22 protein-coding genes and 1 pseudogene are annotated in these 14,442 nt (G+C 66.8%); 14 read left to right on the top strand and 9 right to left on the bottom strand.

What is annotated here, in order from left to right; genetic code table 11:
* Window positions 1-38: 38 nt before the first annotated feature.
* The 6 genes from Q5H94_RS14735 to Q5H94_RS14710 form a co-directional block, all read right to left on the bottom strand.
* Window positions 39-164 carry a benenodin family lasso peptide gene (locus tag Q5H94_RS14735; protein WP_304562044.1) on the bottom strand — a complete coding sequence of 42 codons (126 nt, stop codon included), beginning with the start codon at window positions 162-164 and terminating at the stop codon, window positions 39-41.
* Between the two features lie 358 nt (window positions 165-522).
* Window positions 523-654: a benenodin family lasso peptide gene (locus Q5H94_RS14730; protein ID WP_304562043.1), complete on the bottom strand. Its 132-nt coding sequence runs from the start codon at window positions 652-654 to the stop codon at window positions 523-525.
* 103 nt (window positions 655-757) lie between these two features.
* Window positions 758-1,360, bottom strand: coding sequence for a GntR family transcriptional regulator (locus tag Q5H94_RS14725; protein ID WP_304562042.1), 603 nt, complete (start codon window positions 1,358-1,360; stop codon window positions 758-760).
* Complete coding sequence (locus Q5H94_RS14720; RefSeq protein ID WP_304562041.1) at window positions 1,357-2,238, bottom strand: phytanoyl-CoA dioxygenase family protein; 882 nt, start codon at window positions 2,236-2,238, stop codon at window positions 1,357-1,359. The genes Q5H94_RS14725 and Q5H94_RS14720 overlap by 4 nt, the downstream gene beginning before the upstream one ends.
* A 15-nt stretch (window positions 2,239-2,253) precedes the next feature.
* Window positions 2,254-2,874, bottom strand: a complete 621-nt coding sequence (locus Q5H94_RS14715; RefSeq protein WP_304562040.1) for an acyl-homoserine-lactone synthase — start codon at window positions 2,872-2,874, stop codon at window positions 2,254-2,256.
* Window positions 2,875-2,952: 78 nt separating this feature from the next.
* A complete protein-coding gene (locus tag Q5H94_RS14710) occupies window positions 2,953-3,672 on the bottom strand; it encodes a LuxR family transcriptional regulator (RefSeq protein ID WP_304562039.1) in 720 nt (239 codons plus the stop codon).
* A 299-nt stretch (window positions 3,673-3,971) separates the two neighbouring features.
* On the opposite strand from Q5H94_RS14710, the pseudogene Q5H94_RS20530 reads away from it, so the two are divergent.
* The 5 genes and pseudogenes from Q5H94_RS20530 to Q5H94_RS14690 all read left to right on the top strand — a co-directional run.
* Window positions 3,972-4,166: pseudogene (locus Q5H94_RS20530) on the top strand (transcriptional regulator domain-containing protein); the annotation flags it as partial.
* A 76-nt stretch (window positions 4,167-4,242) separates the two neighbouring features.
* Entirely contained in the window at window positions 4,243-4,761 is a 519-nt protein-coding gene (locus tag Q5H94_RS14705; RefSeq protein WP_304562038.1) for a DUF2285 domain-containing protein, read from the top strand.
* Window positions 4,762-5,190: 429 nt separating this feature from the next.
* Window positions 5,191-6,309 (top strand): ArdC family protein, encoded by a 1,119-nt coding sequence (locus Q5H94_RS14700; RefSeq protein WP_304562037.1) that lies wholly within the window; start codon window positions 5,191-5,193, stop codon window positions 6,307-6,309.
* Window positions 6,310-6,379: 70 nt separating this feature from the next.
* A complete protein-coding gene (locus Q5H94_RS14695; protein WP_304562036.1) occupies window positions 6,380-6,871 on the top strand; it encodes a DUF2958 domain-containing protein in 492 nt (163 codons plus the stop codon).
* 90 nt (window positions 6,872-6,961) lie between these two features.
* A complete protein-coding gene (locus Q5H94_RS14690; protein WP_304562035.1) occupies window positions 6,962-8,830 on the top strand; it encodes a ParB/RepB/Spo0J family partition protein in 1,869 nt (622 codons plus the stop codon).
* Window positions 8,831-8,978: 148 nt separating this feature from the next.
* Here the strand turns inward: Q5H94_RS14690 and Q5H94_RS14685 are convergent, their stop codons facing one another.
* A complete protein-coding gene (locus Q5H94_RS14685; protein ID WP_304562034.1) occupies window positions 8,979-9,215 on the bottom strand; it encodes a YozE family protein in 237 nt (78 codons plus the stop codon).
* A gap of 212 nt (window positions 9,216-9,427) precedes the next feature.
* Between Q5H94_RS14685 and Q5H94_RS14680 the strand changes: the two genes are divergently transcribed.
* From Q5H94_RS14680 to Q5H94_RS14660, 5 genes are all read left to right on the top strand, one after another.
* Window positions 9,428-9,640 carry a hypothetical protein gene (locus Q5H94_RS14680; protein ID WP_304562033.1) on the top strand — a complete coding sequence of 71 codons (213 nt, stop codon included), beginning with the start codon at window positions 9,428-9,430 and terminating at the stop codon, window positions 9,638-9,640.
* Between the two features lie 99 nt (window positions 9,641-9,739).
* Window positions 9,740-9,940, top strand: coding sequence for a hypothetical protein (locus Q5H94_RS14675; protein WP_304562032.1), 201 nt, complete (start codon window positions 9,740-9,742; stop codon window positions 9,938-9,940).
* A gap of 13 nt (window positions 9,941-9,953) precedes the next feature.
* Entirely contained in the window at window positions 9,954-10,100 is a 147-nt protein-coding gene (locus Q5H94_RS14670) for a DUF2256 domain-containing protein (RefSeq protein ID WP_304562031.1), read from the top strand.
* Window positions 10,097-10,783: a pentapeptide repeat-containing protein gene (locus Q5H94_RS14665; protein ID WP_304562030.1), complete on the top strand. Its 687-nt coding sequence runs from the start codon at window positions 10,097-10,099 to the stop codon at window positions 10,781-10,783. The genes Q5H94_RS14670 and Q5H94_RS14665 overlap by 4 nt, the downstream gene beginning before the upstream one ends.
* 129 nt (window positions 10,784-10,912) lie before the next feature.
* A complete protein-coding gene (locus tag Q5H94_RS14660; RefSeq protein ID WP_304562029.1) occupies window positions 10,913-11,293 on the top strand; it encodes a RidA family protein in 381 nt (126 codons plus the stop codon).
* Window positions 11,294-11,305: 12 nt separating this feature from the next.
* Here the strand turns inward: Q5H94_RS14660 and Q5H94_RS14655 are convergent, their stop codons facing one another.
* Window positions 11,306-11,515 carry a hypothetical protein gene (locus tag Q5H94_RS14655; protein WP_304562028.1) on the bottom strand — a complete coding sequence of 70 codons (210 nt, stop codon included), beginning with the start codon at window positions 11,513-11,515 and terminating at the stop codon, window positions 11,306-11,308.
* A gap of 170 nt (window positions 11,516-11,685) precedes the next feature.
* Window positions 11,686-11,886 carry a hypothetical protein gene (locus Q5H94_RS14650; RefSeq protein WP_304562027.1) on the bottom strand — a complete coding sequence of 67 codons (201 nt, stop codon included), beginning with the start codon at window positions 11,884-11,886 and terminating at the stop codon, window positions 11,686-11,688.
* Window positions 11,887-12,376: 490 nt separating this feature from the next.
* Here Q5H94_RS14650 and Q5H94_RS14645 point away from each other — a divergent pair, with 490 nt between their 5' ends.
* The 4 genes from Q5H94_RS14645 (at window position 12,377) to Q5H94_RS14630 (ending at window position 14,292) form a co-directional block, all read left to right on the top strand.
* Window positions 12,377-12,697: a DUF736 domain-containing protein gene (locus Q5H94_RS14645; RefSeq protein ID WP_304562026.1), complete on the top strand. Its 321-nt coding sequence runs from the start codon at window positions 12,377-12,379 to the stop codon at window positions 12,695-12,697.
* 179 nt (window positions 12,698-12,876) lie between these two features.
* A complete protein-coding gene (locus Q5H94_RS14640) occupies window positions 12,877-13,134 on the top strand; it encodes a helix-turn-helix transcriptional regulator (RefSeq protein ID WP_304562025.1) in 258 nt (85 codons plus the stop codon).
* On the top strand, window positions 13,127-13,699 hold the full coding sequence (locus Q5H94_RS14635) for a S26 family signal peptidase (protein WP_304562024.1): 573 nt from the start codon (window positions 13,127-13,129) through the stop codon (window positions 13,697-13,699). Before Q5H94_RS14640 ends, Q5H94_RS14635 begins: the two co-directional genes overlap by 8 nt.
* Window positions 13,687-14,292, top strand: a complete 606-nt coding sequence (locus Q5H94_RS14630) for a lytic transglycosylase domain-containing protein (RefSeq protein ID WP_304562023.1) — start codon at window positions 13,687-13,689, stop codon at window positions 14,290-14,292. Before Q5H94_RS14635 ends, Q5H94_RS14630 begins: the two co-directional genes overlap by 13 nt.
* The last annotated feature ends 150 nt before the right edge of the window (window positions 14,293-14,442 follow it).

Below are 14,442 nucleotides of genomic sequence, written 5' to 3'. Positions count from 1 at the left end.
ACTGGCGCGCGGCCGCAAGCGGCCGCGCGCGCTGTCGGTCAGTCGTCAGCGAGGCCGGCGTGCATCTGGCCGAGGTCGCCATCGCCGACCGGACCGCCGACGCCCTTGGTCGCTTCACTGGCAGTACCGAGCTCGATCACGTCGAGAATGTCGTCGCGTTCCATAGTGCTTCTCCTTTGACGCTGCGCATGAAGGGCAGCGATTGGGAGGCTACGCGGCGGCTGAAGCTATTCGAACTTTATACCGGAAATATATGCCGAATGTTTGCGGGCGTGTGGGCCACGACATCGCGGCCGAATACTCCGGCAGCGATCGCTCGCCGGGCGAGTCGTGGGGAATGATTGCCGGGTTACGGGATCTCTTAGGACGTGCACCCAAGGTCGTGACCCGATCACATCGCGTAATCGCGTCGCGTTGACAGGCCGCGGAGGCTAGGCGCCTTCCTCCACCTTGAGCGTGGACCATCGTCGGGAGGAACTCCCGAATGGCGCACGACCGCGAACGGTCGTGCGCCCGAGTGTTTCAGTCGTCGCTCAGTCCCGACGGCGCGATGCCGAGATCCGGATCGGGGAACTTGCCGCCCGGACCCTTGGTCTCGATGCTGGCGGTGCCGAGGTCGATCGTGTCGACGGTCGTGTCGATTTCGCGTTCCATGTCACTTCTCCTCACTGCCGCCGGGATAGCGGCATCGCACAGGCTAGGAGCGGGCGACGGCTATCCGAATTTTATACTGCGAATATATCGCGAATGTTGCCTGTCATGCCCGGTACAGCGCGCGAACGATTGCTGGGGTCGCGGCGAGCCGGCGGCGATGATAGCGATCGACCCCCTTGAGCAAAGCGGTCGTACCCTCATGGTCGAACAGCAGTGCGAGCCCGCGCAGCTCGGCTTCGAGTCCGTCGAACACGCGGGCCTCGGCAACGCGGGCAGACGCCAGTCGATCGTTGATATTATCGAGCTGTTCGCCGTGTTCGCTATTGTCGGAACGCGCCGCGAACAGGTCGAAGAACGCCCGTATCGCGCGCTGCAGGTCGATCGGCAGGGTGTCGGCTTTGTGTGCTGCCGGTCGGTCCGGCCACGCACGTGCGGTCAGCCGCAGCAGCTGAGCATTCCAGGCATAGAGGTCACGCAACGCGGGCTCGCTTACCATCCGCAAATGAAATCCTTCGCTGGCGCGCGTATCGACCAGCCGCTCGCCTTCGAGGCGGTGCAGGGCGTCACGCACCGGCGTGACGCTACTGTTGAGCTGTTCGGCGAAAGCGGCGGGCTCGAGCCGCTCACCCGGCAAGATCTCACCCGACAGGATACGTTGTTTGAGCGCGTCGTAGACGCGTTCCGACGTGGCCCCGGCAGCGTTCATGCGCTCTGTCGCTGCTGCTCGATATAGGCTCCCATCAGCTCTTGCTGGTCGGGGCGAAGTGCGTCGATCGCCGCGAAATGGTCGGGCACATCGACCTGCAGCAGCACGGACGGGCATTGTCCTTCGAAATTTCCGAGATTGGGGCGATGCTGCTGGTAGCCGACGAGGGCGGCAAGCTCGGCCGGGAAATGTCGCGCCACCGCCGGCGGATAGGCCAGCGACATGTTCTCGTACGCCTTCAGCCAGCCGAGCGAATAGCCGACGACGATCGCGCGGCGGACATCGGACGAACGATTGGCGCCGGCACCGTGCAGCGTCGAGCCCAGCACCAGTAACGCATCGCCCGGCATCATCTCCGCCGCGATACCATCCGCCTCGTCCTGCGGTGCGTCGACGCGAGTGCCGTGACTGTTGGTCCAGACCCGCGTGGCGCCGTTGTCGGCACGAAACGGCGTCAGCGGCCAAAGCACGTTGAGCAGATATTCGACCTCGCCGACGGGGGCGCGCCACATATCCTGATCGCGGTGCGGCAGCTGCGCGGGCGCGCCCGGATGGACCGCGATCGCCTGGCCGACGTTGAGCTGGATACGGTCGCACCAGGGCAACAGCAGCTTTTCGGCGACCGCCTTGATGACGTCGTGCTGGACCAGCGCGGCGGCGTGGTCCGAACGCGTCAGGACGCGCCCGAACCGCTTCGTCGTCTCGCCATAGAATCCACCCTGGCAGAAAGGTGTGGCCGCAAAGTCCGCCGACAGGTCCTCGTCGAGCGCGGCGATGGACGATGCGGGCAGGGCACCCGCAACGATGCACCAGCCGTCGCGGGCAAGGGTGCCGCATAGGGTGTCGATGCTGTCGTGGAAGAGGTCATGCTTCGTCATGGCGCGTGCCCCCCCTCAGGCCGCGATGCGCGCGGCTTCGCCGCGCAGCGCAGGAATGGCGGCAATGCCGGCTTCGGCGAGCAGCTGCGGCGTCTGAGCGTCGATCTCGATCCGCAGTGCGCCAAGCATCTTGCCGTCCTGCATCACCGGCAGACCGAGCGGCCGGCAACGCCAACCGAAGGCGAGGATCTGCTGGAGCCAGGCGATGTCGGCGATCGCGCTGTAGCTGCGAATGCCGTGGGTCAACGCGAAGTGCGCCAGCGCGGTCACCAGCGTGTCGCGCACCAGTCGCCGCTCCGCCGCGCGCAGTCGCCGGTCCAGACAGAAACGCGTGATTTCGTAGATGTCGGCACCGGTCGGCGGCGAGGCCTCGCAAAGCTGCGGATAGAGATCTCCGAGGATGTGCGGCCGTAGTGTCGGCAGCAGCCGGGCCGAGCCGAGATGCCGGCCGTCGGTGTCGCCGAGGACGAGATAGCGGGCGTGCGGATCGTCGAACTGGTCCACCTCGTACGCGCCGTCGATCACGGCCACGTCCCACTTTAGCAGATCGACAAACACCGATTTGCGCGCCGCGAACATGCTGCGCAGCACGCTGTCGGGAATGGGATCGGTATCGAATTGCAAAGCCTGTAACATGACCGGATGCTCCCTTCGCTTGGAGCATCAAGGGTCGCGGCATTCGCGCCGCGCCGGTATCCCACAAAAGGGGGATGGTCAGCGTCTCAGGACATCGATGAAGCTGAGCGTCCCATCAGCCAGCGTGCGGATCTCGAGCAATGACCGTTTGTGAACCCCGTAGCGCTCGCAGGCCTGCCTGATATGGCTGCGGACCGTCTCCTGGCTGACATCGAGGATCTTGGCGATCTCCCAATTGCCCTTGCCGCGCGCGGCCCACAGCACGCAATCGCGTTGTCGATCGGTCAGCACCGGCATTTTCTCCTCCCGCCAATCCACCTGGCGCACGCGCCACAACCGCCGTGCCCGCTCGAACGCGCACGACCCCGCGAGCTGCGCCGCCATCACCATTTCCGGTTCGAGCGGATGGCCCGCCCGATTGGCGAACGAGCACGACCCGAGCACTTCACCGGGCACGTTGCCCGGCACGGTATAACCTTCGCCGATCCCCTGCTCGCGCCCCAGCTCGAGCATCTGGTGGTCGCCGGCGGTGAGCGGGATGAACTCGGTCATACGCGACCAGCGGAATCCGTCGTTTCTGACGTTGCTCGCGCGGTGGACCGGATCGGAGACGCCCAGCGCATTGGTCTCGTAGAACTCGGCCCAGCTTTCCGGATAATTGTGCAGGCTGAACGCGCTGCCCGGGCCGCGCACGATGTCGATGTGCTGCGTCAATGCAAAGTGATCGAAACCGAACGTGCGGCAAAACTCGGTCATCACCAGCATCAATTCGTCGACGCTTCCGACGGCTTCGATCATGGTCAGAAATTGTCCGACAACGTGCATGCCCATGCGGCATTCACCCGACCGCGGGCAGCTCCTCAGGCTGCCGAAGACCCCGCGATCGGCCTTTCATTCCCCTGTCTGCCAGGCACCGGTGTCTCAGTCCGGCAACGGGCAGTCTTCGCCAAATGCTCTCAGGCTTGCTCTCCTCTCAGAATGACCATCGCGTTCATTCGTTCAAGTTTATATTACGAATATATTGCAGTCCCTTGGAAAGGATATTCGTCACCGATCCGAAGTGAATCGTACCCGGTATCCGGCGGGCCGTCTGCCCGGTGAGGAGAACGCCGGTGCTCGGCTCCGGCGGTTGGCGGGATGGTCGCTCATATGCCCGTTTGAGCGGCATCGATCGTGCGGGCCTGATGTGGGAATGGCTGCGGCGCGATGCGGACTATGTCGTCTGGCACACGAAGGCGAGCACGGCGACGCTTGGAGCCGAGGGGACGACCGACGGGGCGTCCTATTGGGGGTTGCACTTTCGCCGAGGATCCGGAGCTTGCGGCCCCGGATGCCCGGATCGTCTGGCATGCCGATATCGATCCCGGCGTGATCCGCGTCGCGGCGGTGCCGGCCGATCATCGTCATCCCGATGCGATTCAGGCTGCCCGCCTTGCGCCGTGGCTGTCGATCACGCTTGGCACGAGCGGCGAGCATTGCCTGCTTTCGGACGGATGGCGGCATATTCGCTTCGACGTCGAGGAGGGGAGCCTTGCGTCCGGCGAACCGGTGATCCTGCACTATCGGCTTGCGGGCGTGGCATCGGCAGGTCCGCAAATCCTGCCGCTCAGGCGGTTGCTCGACCTGGCCCGGACGGGCACGTTTTCGGTCTCTTTGTATCCGCCCGACCGCCGCGTGACGCGCTGGCTGCTGGCGTTGCGCGTCCATGATGCCCTGCAGTCGGGAGCAAGCCAGCGTGAGATCGCGCGCGTCGTGCTGGGTGACGACGCGCATGACGATGGCGCTGCGCGGCGTTCGGATTCCCTGCGCTCGCGCGTACGACGCCTTGCCGCGGAGGCGCGAAGACTGGCGGGTGGCGGATATCGACGGCTGATGCGCCCGTCCTGAACTGCCAGGTCCGTCGGGAGTGTGGAGTGTCGAGTCCAGGGCGCCGGACGCGCTCTAGGGCTCCGGCGTGCCTCGCCCCCGAACCCGCAAGCGGTTTCGGCCTTCGGTGACGATCGCTGGCGCCGGCCGGCATGCCGCCGGCCGAAGCGGCTCGCCGCTTTCGCGGCGGCGCTCTCTGTGGGCCTCTCCCGGTGGCGCGGGAGTGGGCGGCGCTCCCTGCTAGGCCCGCTCGCGGGTCCGGCAAGCCGGGCTGATGCCCGGCTCCTCCACTCCCGTTCCGGCCCTGCGCCACCCCGCCGCTGACGCGGCGGGGACCCCGGACTTGGGTGCAGGTCCCGCTTGAGCGCGGGCCTCTTCGTTCGCTCTTGCCGCCCACCCCCGCTTCCGGGGGAGGCCATGGGGTTTTTGGGGCGGGGCAGGAGGCTTGTCATGGGTTCCACCACCACCCGCCGCGCGCGCGGCTCCCGGCGATCAGACCACGCCGCAGCATCGAGCGGGCACCACCCGACCCGCGAGGGCCAGACGCCCAAGGACCGGATACAGTGCCCCACCCGGAAGGCGCGCGCTCGGGGGGATGTCGGGGACCGGAATGGGGGCGACGCGGTCGGCGCGGATACGCGCGGCGACCTCTACGACACGGTGACGCGGCGTGTCGTCGCTGACCTCGAAGCAGGCCGCGTTCCTTGGGTGCAGCCTTGGGGCCGCGTCGGCGGTGCCGCAGCAGGCCTGCCGCGCAACGCCGCGACCGACCGGCCCTATTCCGGGATCAATATCCTGCTCTTGTGGGGCGCGGTCATCGAGCATGGCTACCCGAGCCAAGGCTGGCTCACCTTCCGGCAGGCGCTGGCGGCGGGCGGTGCGGTGCGCAAGGGCGAGCACGGCACCACCGTCGTCTATGCCGACCGTTTTACCCCCGAGACCGAGAAGGCGCGCGCGCGCGAACGCGGCGACGACGCCAGGAGCATCGCTTTCCTCAAACGCTTTACCGTCTTCAACGTCGCGCAGATCGATGGCCTGCCCGAAGCTTTGGGCACGGATGCGCCGCCGCTTCCCGAACGCGAGATCGTTCCCGTGGGCGAAGCCCTGATCGCGGCGAGCGGCATCGATTTCCGCATCGGTGGCGGGGACGCCTATTACGCGCCCGGCCCGGACCTTGTGCAGGTGCCACCGCAACCCGCCTTCTTCGACCAGATCAATTACTACCGCACCGCGTGCCATGAGCTGTGCCACGCGACCGGCCACAAGATGCGCCTCGACCGCAACCTTACGGCCAAATTCGGCACCAAGGATTACGCCCGCGAAGAACTCGTCGCAGAAATGGGCGCGGCGTTCGTCTGTGCAGCCCTCGGCATCGTGCCGACCGTGCGCCATGCCGATTATCTCGGCTCATGGCTGGCGGTGCTCAAGGAGGACAGCCGCGCCATTTTCCGCGCGGCTTCCGCCGCCTCGAAAGCTGCCGACTGGCTGCTGTCCCGCCTTCGCGCCGCCCCCAACAGTGCCGACGCCATCGACGCCGCCGCCGCCGATCCCGGCGAGATCGCCGCCTGATTTCCGCGCCCGCCGCCCGCGCTGGCGCGGGGTAAAGGCGGGCGCGGCCCTGTTCGAAAGGACCGCTATCATGGAGCTACTGACCCCCGTCCTGCGCTTCGCACTGCGCGCGAACCACATCGCCCTGCGCGCAGCGCAACGCGATGCCACGCCCGAACCGGACCCCGTTCCGGTCGTCAAATTCTTCTCGCCGGTCAGCGCCGCGACATGGCTGGCGACCGAATTGGACGCGGACGGCGACACCCTGTTCGGCCTCGCCGATCTGGGGTTCGGCTGCCCCGAACTCGGGTCGTTCAGCCTCGCCGAGATCGCTTCGGTACGGCTTCCGCTCGGACTCGCCATCGAACGCGATATCGGTTTCGCGACGCGCTTCCCGCTCTCGGTTTGGACCGAGGCGGCGCAGCGCAGCGGCTCGATCATGGCGGCGGCGCACGTCATCGACCGGCTCGACGCCCATCTGCGCGCGCACCCCGCCGCCGCGACACCCGCCACGCAATCGCAGGGCGGCGCCGATGCGCCGGACCCCGACCCGCTTCCGCCTTCGGACCCCGAGGACGGCTGACGCAGCGGGCGCGTTTCGCCCGCATTTGGAAACCGGCCCCGCCTCGCTTGGACGCTTCGACGGGGCCGGTACTCACGAAGGAGCCTAACCATGAAACTCGACTTCATCCCGCTCGACAAGCTCGTTGTCAGCAAGACCAACATGCGCTTCGCCAAGCGCCCGCCCGATGTCAGCGATATCCTGCCGAGCGTGCGGGCGCGCGGCATCCTCCAGCCCATCATCGTACGCCCGAACTGCGCCCCTGACGGCTATGAAATCGTCGCGGGCTTCCGCCGCTTCACCGCCGCGCAGATCGTCGCCGACGAGCGCCGCGCGGTCGGTGAAGATAGTGAGGCGATGCCCTGCGCGATTCTCGAAACAGGCGACGATGCCGACGCCATCGAAGCCTCGCTGATCGAGAATCTCGCGCGCGCGGACGCCGATGAGGTGACGCAGTGGGTGACGTTCACCCGGCTGGTAAAGCAGGGCCGCAGCCCCGACGATATCGCCGCGACCTTCGGGCTTGAGCCGGTCGCCGTGCGGCGCATCCTCGCGCTCGGCAATTTGCTGCCGCGCATCCGCAGCCTCTATGCGAATGAGGCTATCGACGCCGCCAGCGTCCGCCATCTGACGCTCGCCAGCAAACGCCAGCAGCAGGACTGGCTTCGCCTCGTGCACGATCCCGACGCGCGCGCGCCGACCGGTTCCGCGCTCAAGGCGTGGCTGCTCGGCGGGCAGACCATCCCCGCCAAGCTCGCCTTGTTCGACGTCAAGGCGAGCGGCCTTGCGACCGTCGCCGACCTGTTCGGCGAGGACCGCTATTTCGCCGACGCGGGTGCATTCTGGACCGCGCAGGACGCCGCTATCGCCGCGCGACGTGACAAATATGCCGACGAGGGCTGGGGCGTGGTCATCATCCCCACCGCCGAGCATTTCTATAGCTGGGAGCATGAGAAGATGCCCAAGCGCAAGGGCGGGCGGGTCTATATCGACGTGCGTCCGACCGGCGAAGTCGTCTTTCACGAGGGCTATATGAGCCGCAAGGAAGTCGAGCGGGCTTCGCGGGCGCGCATCCAGCCGACCGAAAAACCCAAGCGGCCCGAGGTCACGACGACCTTGCAGACCTATCTCGATCTGCACCGTCACGCCGCGACGCGCGCCGCGCTCATCGGCCATCCCGGCATTGCAACCCGGCTCATGGTCGCGCATCTGATCGTCGGGTCGCCTCTGTGGAGCGTCAAGCGCGAGCGGCAGGCCAGCCGCGACGACGCCACGCGCGAGAGCGTGGAGAATTGCCGGGGCGAAGCCTTGTTCGACGAGCGCCGCCGCGCAGTGCTGGTGTTGCTCGGCATGAACCCGGGCGCGGAAACCGTGACGGGCGGCAACGGCAGCGATTACGATCTGGTGCGGCTATTCCTGCGCCTGCTCGACGTGCCCGACGCCGCCCTCGGCGACGTCATCACCATCGCCATCGGCGAAACCCTGTCGTCGGGTAGTGCCGCCGTTGCGGCGCTGGGCCTCACGCTGGGCGTGGATATGGCCGATTGGTGGGAGGCCGACACTGCCTTCTTCGATCTCGTCCGCGACAAGGAAGTGCTCGGCGCGATGGTCGCCGAAGTGGCGGGCGACACCATCGCGCACGCCAATGCGAGCGAGAAGGGCAAGACCCTCAAACGCATCGTCACCGATCATCTGGACGGCGCGGACGGGCGCACCAAAGTGGAGCGCTGGGTGCCGAAATGGATGCGCTTCCCGGCGGACGATTATACCGCACGCGGCGGGGTCGGCACCGTCGCGGCCAACGCGCTGGTCGCCGCTGCGAAGGCCGATCCGGCCACGGAGAGCGATGGCGATTTCGATCCCGATCCGACCGCACCCGACGCGCTGGCACTGCTGCCGGACCCTGATGGCATGGACCGCGCGAGCGGCATCCCGGCCGACAATGACGATGGCGACTTCGCCGAGGACGAGGCTGCCTGACCCGAATGGACGCGCCGGGGTGAACCCGGCGCGTCTTGTCGCGCCGGCTGCGCGCGCAGGCGCGCACCGAACCCCGGACCCTCAAAATCCGGCCGCGCGCCCTCGCATCCTGCGGATGCTCGGGCGCGCGGATACTAGGCGGTGCTTGTCAGGTGTTTCGCCAGTCAGTCTCGGCATCATCGACGGCCTGAAAGATATCGCCGTCGGCCTGTTGCTTGCGCAAATGCTGACGCACGGCCTCGGGATCGCCGTCCTTCGGGAAACCGCGATCGGCGCGCGCGGCTTGCGCCAGATCGTCCACCCAATCGCCGCGCTCGCGCTGCTGGAGCAGCCAGCGCCCGAATGCCACGCTCGCGACCGGATCGCGATCCGCTTCGTCAATCACTGCCTGTTCCAATCTTTCGTTGAGCGCCCCGCCTTAGCATGTTCCCAAAATGTTCTCGCACCTTTTCCTCGCATGTGCGACGGGCATCCGGGCGGAACACGTGCACCGATGGTCGCAATGGCGCACCTCGGGCATCGCACGGTCGGCTGCTGTTCATCTTCGCGCGCGCAGCGGATCCTGCATCAGCATCGAAACCTTGGCTGGAGCCTGAGATGAGCATTACGCGGACTGAAACCTCCGACTTCCTGCTGCGCCGCGCCGAACAGGAAGCCGTGCTCGCGATCCAAACCGGACATCCCGATGCCGAAGCCGCGCATTTCGAAATGGCGCTGCGCTACGGCGAGCGTGCCCGCACCGCGCTTGCCGGTCAGGCCGCCATTTCCGCCGACATCGAACCGTGTGCGCAGGAGCCGCAGCGCGCTTGAAGGTGCGTGGACGGCGCAGTCATTTGCGCGCGATCCGCGTGTCGCTTTGCCGCCGGGTGAGGCTGGACAGCGCGCCCGTCGTCGCTATCGCCAGCGGCCATGAGCATCATCGCAACGATCATGAACAGTTCGACCGGCCAGCCGATTCAGAAGTTCACCTTCGGCCGCATGCCCAAGCCATGGGCCTCGTTCAACCTCGAAACCGGTGAGTTGGTGAAGGCCGACCGCGTCGAAGTTGGCAAACCCGCGCAGGGTAAATTCCTGGCACCGGTATCGGTCTGGGTGACCCCGGCGAAATAGCGGCCCCAGGTCCATGGCTCATCACAAACCCCATCTTCCCGAGAAGATCTGCGCGAGCTGCCGTCGCCCGTTCGCGTGGCGCAAGAAATGGCAGCGCGACTGGGATCAGGTCAAATATTGCTCGGATCGCTGCCGCGCCGCCGGTAGCGGGCCAGCATGAGCGCGGACGCAGCACCAGAGTATCGCGACGCGACACTTTGCCGCGCCGATTTGGAAAGCCTCGCGCAGGGGCCGCCAGGCCACCTGATCGGCTGTGACCTGGAGGGGGCAGAGCTCGCAGCGCTCCACCTCTCGGGCTGGATCTTCGAGGGCTGCAATGTGCGGCGCGCCGACTTCTCCGGCGCTCGGCTCGACCGTTCGACGTGGCGAGCGTGCCGGGGGGCGTTCGTGAATTTCACCGGCGCCGACCTCACAGATGCGGTGATCGCTGCGAGCGATTTCAACAACGCCGTGTTCCGCCGCACGATCCTGTCGTCCGCTGCGTTCAGCGCCAGCAAGCTTACCGGTGCCGATTTCAGCGACGCACGCGCCATGGATATCCGCTTTGCGGAAACCCTGCTGATCAACGCCAAGCTGCCGGGTTTCTCCTTCCTCAAACAAACACTCGTCAAGGTCGATCTCAGCTCGGCCGATCTGCGCAAATGCGATTTTCGCGGTGTCGATTTCGAGACCTGCAGCCTGCGCGATGCCAATATGACAGGGTGCCGGTTCGACGGAGCCGACCTGCGCGGCGCCGATCTTGGCGGCCTGCGGCTCGTCGATGCTGCGCAGTTTCGCGGTGCCACGATTTCGCGCGACCAGGCCGGTCAGCTGCTTGGCGAGCTCGGGCTCAACGTTCGCTAGTTCGGCCACCTTTTTCGCGCGCCGGATTGCTGCTCGGGGCGCGGCCGGGCCCTTCGACATGGTATTGACGCGGCACGTCGGCGCCGGGATGGTGCATGCGCGAAAAGGTCCGAGGTCAGGAGGTTTTTCATGCCGCGCACGATCATCGCCAGCGACGATCTTCCCGCACCGTCGCCGTATTACAGCCATGCCGTTTCCTGTGCCGGGCTGATCTTCGTGTCCGGAACCGCGGGCTATGATCCGACGACCGGAGCGATCACCGGCGATACCATCCAGGCGCAGACGGCGCAGGCCCTGACCAATATCGCGGCCATTCTGAAGGCCGCCGGATCCAGCCTCGACAAAGCGGTCAGCGCGACGGTCATCCTTGCCGACGAGGACGATTTCGCCGGCATGAATGCCGAATGGGTGAAATGGTTTCCGGTCGATCCACCCGCCCGGCAGGGCGCCAAGCTGCCGGTTCGTGCCCCCGGGCTCAAGGTCTCGATCGCGATGATCGCCGAGGTCTGACCCGCTCTCGGGTCAGACCTGCCGAGAGACCAGTTTCTCGCCGTAACAGATCGAGCAGATATCGCGGCGTCGCTCGATGCCCTTGGACCCCGCAAGCAAGCGTGTGCGATAGCTGGCCTGCTGCCGCGTCGGCAGATTGAGCTTTTCGGCAACGCAATCGTCACAGATCGGCGATGGCGAGAGGCGCTCGATCAGCGCTAGGACTTCATCACGAACCGCCATTCGACGCTCTCATACCAAAGCCAAGCGAACCTGCACCAGCGCCAATGTCCTGACCGGAAACGCTGGGCCGCCGGACCGGTCCGGCGCGGTCGCGGATGCCCTGAAGGCGTCGGATGCATCGCAAGATCGCGCGCATCGTCGCCCGGGCCGGCCGTGAAGTCGGGCGGTTTTCAGGACGCGGAAGGCCGGTTTCGTATTTTCGCGGGCGCGACGCGCGACACGATCCTGTCATCGCGCCAGACCTCGACATAGTCGGCATGATCGATCCGAATGGCCTCGGCGATGGTGGCCTTATCGCTCGCGCTGGTGAAGGCGATGCCGTCGAAAGGCACGCCGTCTCCTCTGAGTCTGCGTAAGCGATAGTCGGGCACCGTGCGTCTCCCGGCGTCGCGCGCGGAAGCGATTCCGGGCTTTCCCAGCCGCATATGCTCGGACCCGTGCCAGCGGTTCGTCCTGCGTAACGACCCTTTCCGGCGCGCGCGACTTCCTTGGACCTTCCCGGACCGGGCAAGGGGCGCGAAAGGTGCGGTCGCGAGCGCGTCCGCGCTCGCGCTGGCTCGCTTTCGCGAAAGACGATCCACTGCGGGAACGGTATCCTGCGGATCGTCCGAGCCGGGGTGTTCCAGCTCCTTGGGCTATGACCTGGAACGGTGGCAGGCTTGACCGAAACCATCGCCGCTGCACTGATTTCCCCGCCCGTGTGCCACGGGCTCCTCGCGGCCGCTTGCGCTTTCAAATCAGCTCGCTGCTCCGGTCCTCCGCGTTGCTGCGGCCTGGCGGTTCGGTCGCCCGCACGACCGTTCCTCTGGTCTGCCCATCGCCCGGAAAACCCTTCGGACGAACATCAAAAGGAGACCTGCAATGCCCGCAATCGGATACGTCACCCGCGAAGGTCAAGGCTTCAAGGGCGAGCTCAAGACGCTCTCGATCCGCACCGAAGTCGCGATCCTGCCCAACGGCCACAAGGCCAATGACAGCCAGCCCGATTACCGCGTCGTGGCCGGCGGTGCCGAGGTCGGCGCCGGCTGGATCCGGCGCGGCGAGATGTCCGGCAAGGACTATGTCTCGCTCTCGCTGGCAGCGCCCGAGTTCGGACCCCGACGCCTCTACGCCAATCTCGGCCGTGCCGCCGGCCAGGACGATGACGACGCCTTCGCCATCATTTGGAACCCGGCCGACTGACCGGGCCGGGCGGCGCCGCGTCCCGGTTCGCCGGGGCGCGGTTCCGGCGTGAAGCCGCAGCACCGGGTCGAATCCGCATAGATGCGTTTTCGACCCTGCCGGGCGCGGTCCACTGCGTTCATTTGCGTGTCCGCTGCGGCGCAATCCGGCGTCCGCGCATGCGAAACGGACACGACACCATGGACGATCCTCTCGACCCTGCCGGAGCGCCCGGCAGCGATGCCGGCGCGCGCGCTGAAAAGGCGCGCCAGACCAGCCCGTTCCTCACCACCAAACAGGCCGCTTTCCATCTCGGCCTCGCCGCCAGCAGCCTCAAGAGCATGCGGCTCGAAGGCCGTGGCCCCGACTGTCGCCTGCACGGGCGAGCCTGGTATTATCATATCGACGACATCGAGGCCTGGTCGAACGCCCACAAGAAGGAGCGCGACCATGGTTGAGCGCCGCGACCTGCCGCTGTTCGCCTGGGGCGCCGCTTTGCGAGCCGCCCGCCGTCGCCGCGCGATGCTGATGCGGCGAAGCCTCTTCATTGCCTTTGGCTGTGCGTGTGTCGGCGCCACCATCGCGGCACCGCCGTTGCCGCGCCTCGTCTGGAATGCGAGTGCCAGCGCTCCGCTCGGCCTCTATGCGGTCGCGCCCGGCGCCCCGATCATGCGCGGCGAGATGGTCATCGCGCGGGTGCCGAAGGACGTTCGCGATCTCGCCGCGCGCCGGCATTATATCCCCGCAAACGTCCCGCTCGTGAAGCGTGTCGCGGCGGTATCGGGCGACGTGGTTTGCGCGACCGGGCCGGAGATTCGGGTCAATCAAGCGGTGGTCGCGACGAGACTGACGCACGATCGTTCAGGGCGGGCGTTGCCGTGGTGGCGCGGCTGCCAGACCTTGCGCGGCGATACCGTCCTGTTGCTGATGACCACCCGCGCCGACTCGTTCGACGGACGGTATTTCGGGCCGACCGCGCCTCAGGATGTGCTCGGCAAGGCGACGCCCTTATGGGTGCGGTGACGCGGTGTGCGGCGTTGTCGATCGTTCTGGTGGCGGCGCCTGCGCAGGCGGAAACGGTTGCCGACTGGCGGCCGTTCGTGACCGAAGCCGCGCAGCGGTTCGGCGTGCCGGTCGCCTGGATCGAGCAGGTCATGCAGGCCGAAAGCGCGGGTCGATCGACGCTGAACGGGCGGGCGATCATCAGTCGGGCGGGCGCGATGGGACTGATGCAGCTGATGCCCGCCACCTGGACCGACATGCGCCGTCAGCTGGGGCTCGGCGCCAATCCGTTCGACCCGCGCGACAATATCCTCGCTGGCACCTGCTATCTGCGGCTGATGTATGACCGGTTCGGCTATCCGGGCCTGTTCGCGGCCTATAATGCCGGCCCGGGGCGCTATCAGGACTATCTGGCAGGTCGCGCGCGCCTCCCGAACGAGACGATCGCGTATCTCCAAAGCGTCACCGGCAGGTCGCGAACGGATCGACCGCCTGCGCCAGACGTGCCGAAACCAGGCCTGTTCGTCGCTTTGGCCACGCTCGCGCCGCCCGCTCCGCAAGAGACGAAACCGGCTGCAGCGGACGGATTGTTCGCGGTCCGCCATCTGCCCTGACACCTAGCCGGACAGAGTCATCAGGGCGCGGGCGAGGGCATCGCGACACGCGGGTGGGGGAGGGCTCGTCTCGGATCTTCCGAGCATGGCGGCTGCCGGCGCGCCTGTGCAAGGCCGGCGGCCCCTCCAATTTTGCCACGGATAGTGTGC

This window comes from Sphingomonas immobilis, assembly GCF_030580995.1.
GTDB lineage: Bacteria > Pseudomonadota > Alphaproteobacteria > Sphingomonadales > Sphingomonadaceae > Sphingomonas > Sphingomonas immobilis.
This window is presented reverse-complemented; position numbering and strand designations above follow the sequence as displayed.

Coding starts and splice junctions, on each gene's coding strand:
- Q5H94_RS14735 (WP_304562044.1), bottom strand. CDS start 164: ATGGAACGCGACGACATTCTCGACGTGATCGAGCTCGGTACTGCCAGT.
- Q5H94_RS14730 (WP_304562043.1), bottom strand. CDS start 654: ATGGAACGCGAAATCGACACGACCGTCGACACGATCGACCTCGGCACC.
- Q5H94_RS14725 (WP_304562042.1), bottom strand. CDS start 1,360: ATGAACGCTGCCGGGGCCACGTCGGAACGCGTCTACGACGCGCTCAAA.
- Q5H94_RS14720 (WP_304562041.1), bottom strand. CDS start 2,238: ATGACGAAGCATGACCTCTTCCACGACAGCATCGACACCCTATGCGGC.
- Q5H94_RS14715 (WP_304562040.1), bottom strand. CDS start 2,874: ATGTTACAGGCTTTGCAATTCGATACCGATCCCATTCCCGACAGCGTG.
- Q5H94_RS14710 (WP_304562039.1), bottom strand. CDS start 3,672: ATGATCGAAGCCGTCGGAAGCGTCGACGAATTGATGCTGGTGATGACC.
- Q5H94_RS14700 (WP_304562037.1), top strand. CDS start 5,191: ATGGGTTCCACCACCACCCGCCGCGCGCGCGGCTCCCGGCGATCAGAC.
- Q5H94_RS14695 (WP_304562036.1), top strand. CDS start 6,380: ATGGAGCTACTGACCCCCGTCCTGCGCTTCGCACTGCGCGCGAACCAC.
- Q5H94_RS14690 (WP_304562035.1), top strand. CDS start 6,962: ATGAAACTCGACTTCATCCCGCTCGACAAGCTCGTTGTCAGCAAGACC.
- Q5H94_RS14680 (WP_304562033.1), top strand. CDS start 9,428: ATGAGCATTACGCGGACTGAAACCTCCGACTTCCTGCTGCGCCGCGCC.
- Q5H94_RS14675 (WP_304562032.1), top strand. CDS start 9,740: ATGAGCATCATCGCAACGATCATGAACAGTTCGACCGGCCAGCCGATT.
- Q5H94_RS14670 (WP_304562031.1), top strand. CDS start 9,954: ATGGCTCATCACAAACCCCATCTTCCCGAGAAGATCTGCGCGAGCTGC.
- Q5H94_RS14665 (WP_304562030.1), top strand. CDS start 10,097: ATGAGCGCGGACGCAGCACCAGAGTATCGCGACGCGACACTTTGCCGC.
- Q5H94_RS14660 (WP_304562029.1), top strand. CDS start 10,913: ATGCCGCGCACGATCATCGCCAGCGACGATCTTCCCGCACCGTCGCCG.
- Q5H94_RS14655 (WP_304562028.1), bottom strand. CDS start 11,515: ATGGCGGTTCGTGATGAAGTCCTAGCGCTGATCGAGCGCCTCTCGCCA.
- Q5H94_RS14645 (WP_304562026.1), top strand. CDS start 12,377: ATGCCCGCAATCGGATACGTCACCCGCGAAGGTCAAGGCTTCAAGGGC.
- Q5H94_RS14640 (WP_304562025.1), top strand. CDS start 12,877: ATGGACGATCCTCTCGACCCTGCCGGAGCGCCCGGCAGCGATGCCGGC.
- Q5H94_RS14635 (WP_304562024.1), top strand. CDS start 13,127: ATGGTTGAGCGCCGCGACCTGCCGCTGTTCGCCTGGGGCGCCGCTTTG.
- Q5H94_RS14630 (WP_304562023.1), top strand. CDS start 13,687: ATGGGTGCGGTGACGCGGTGTGCGGCGTTGTCGATCGTTCTGGTGGCG.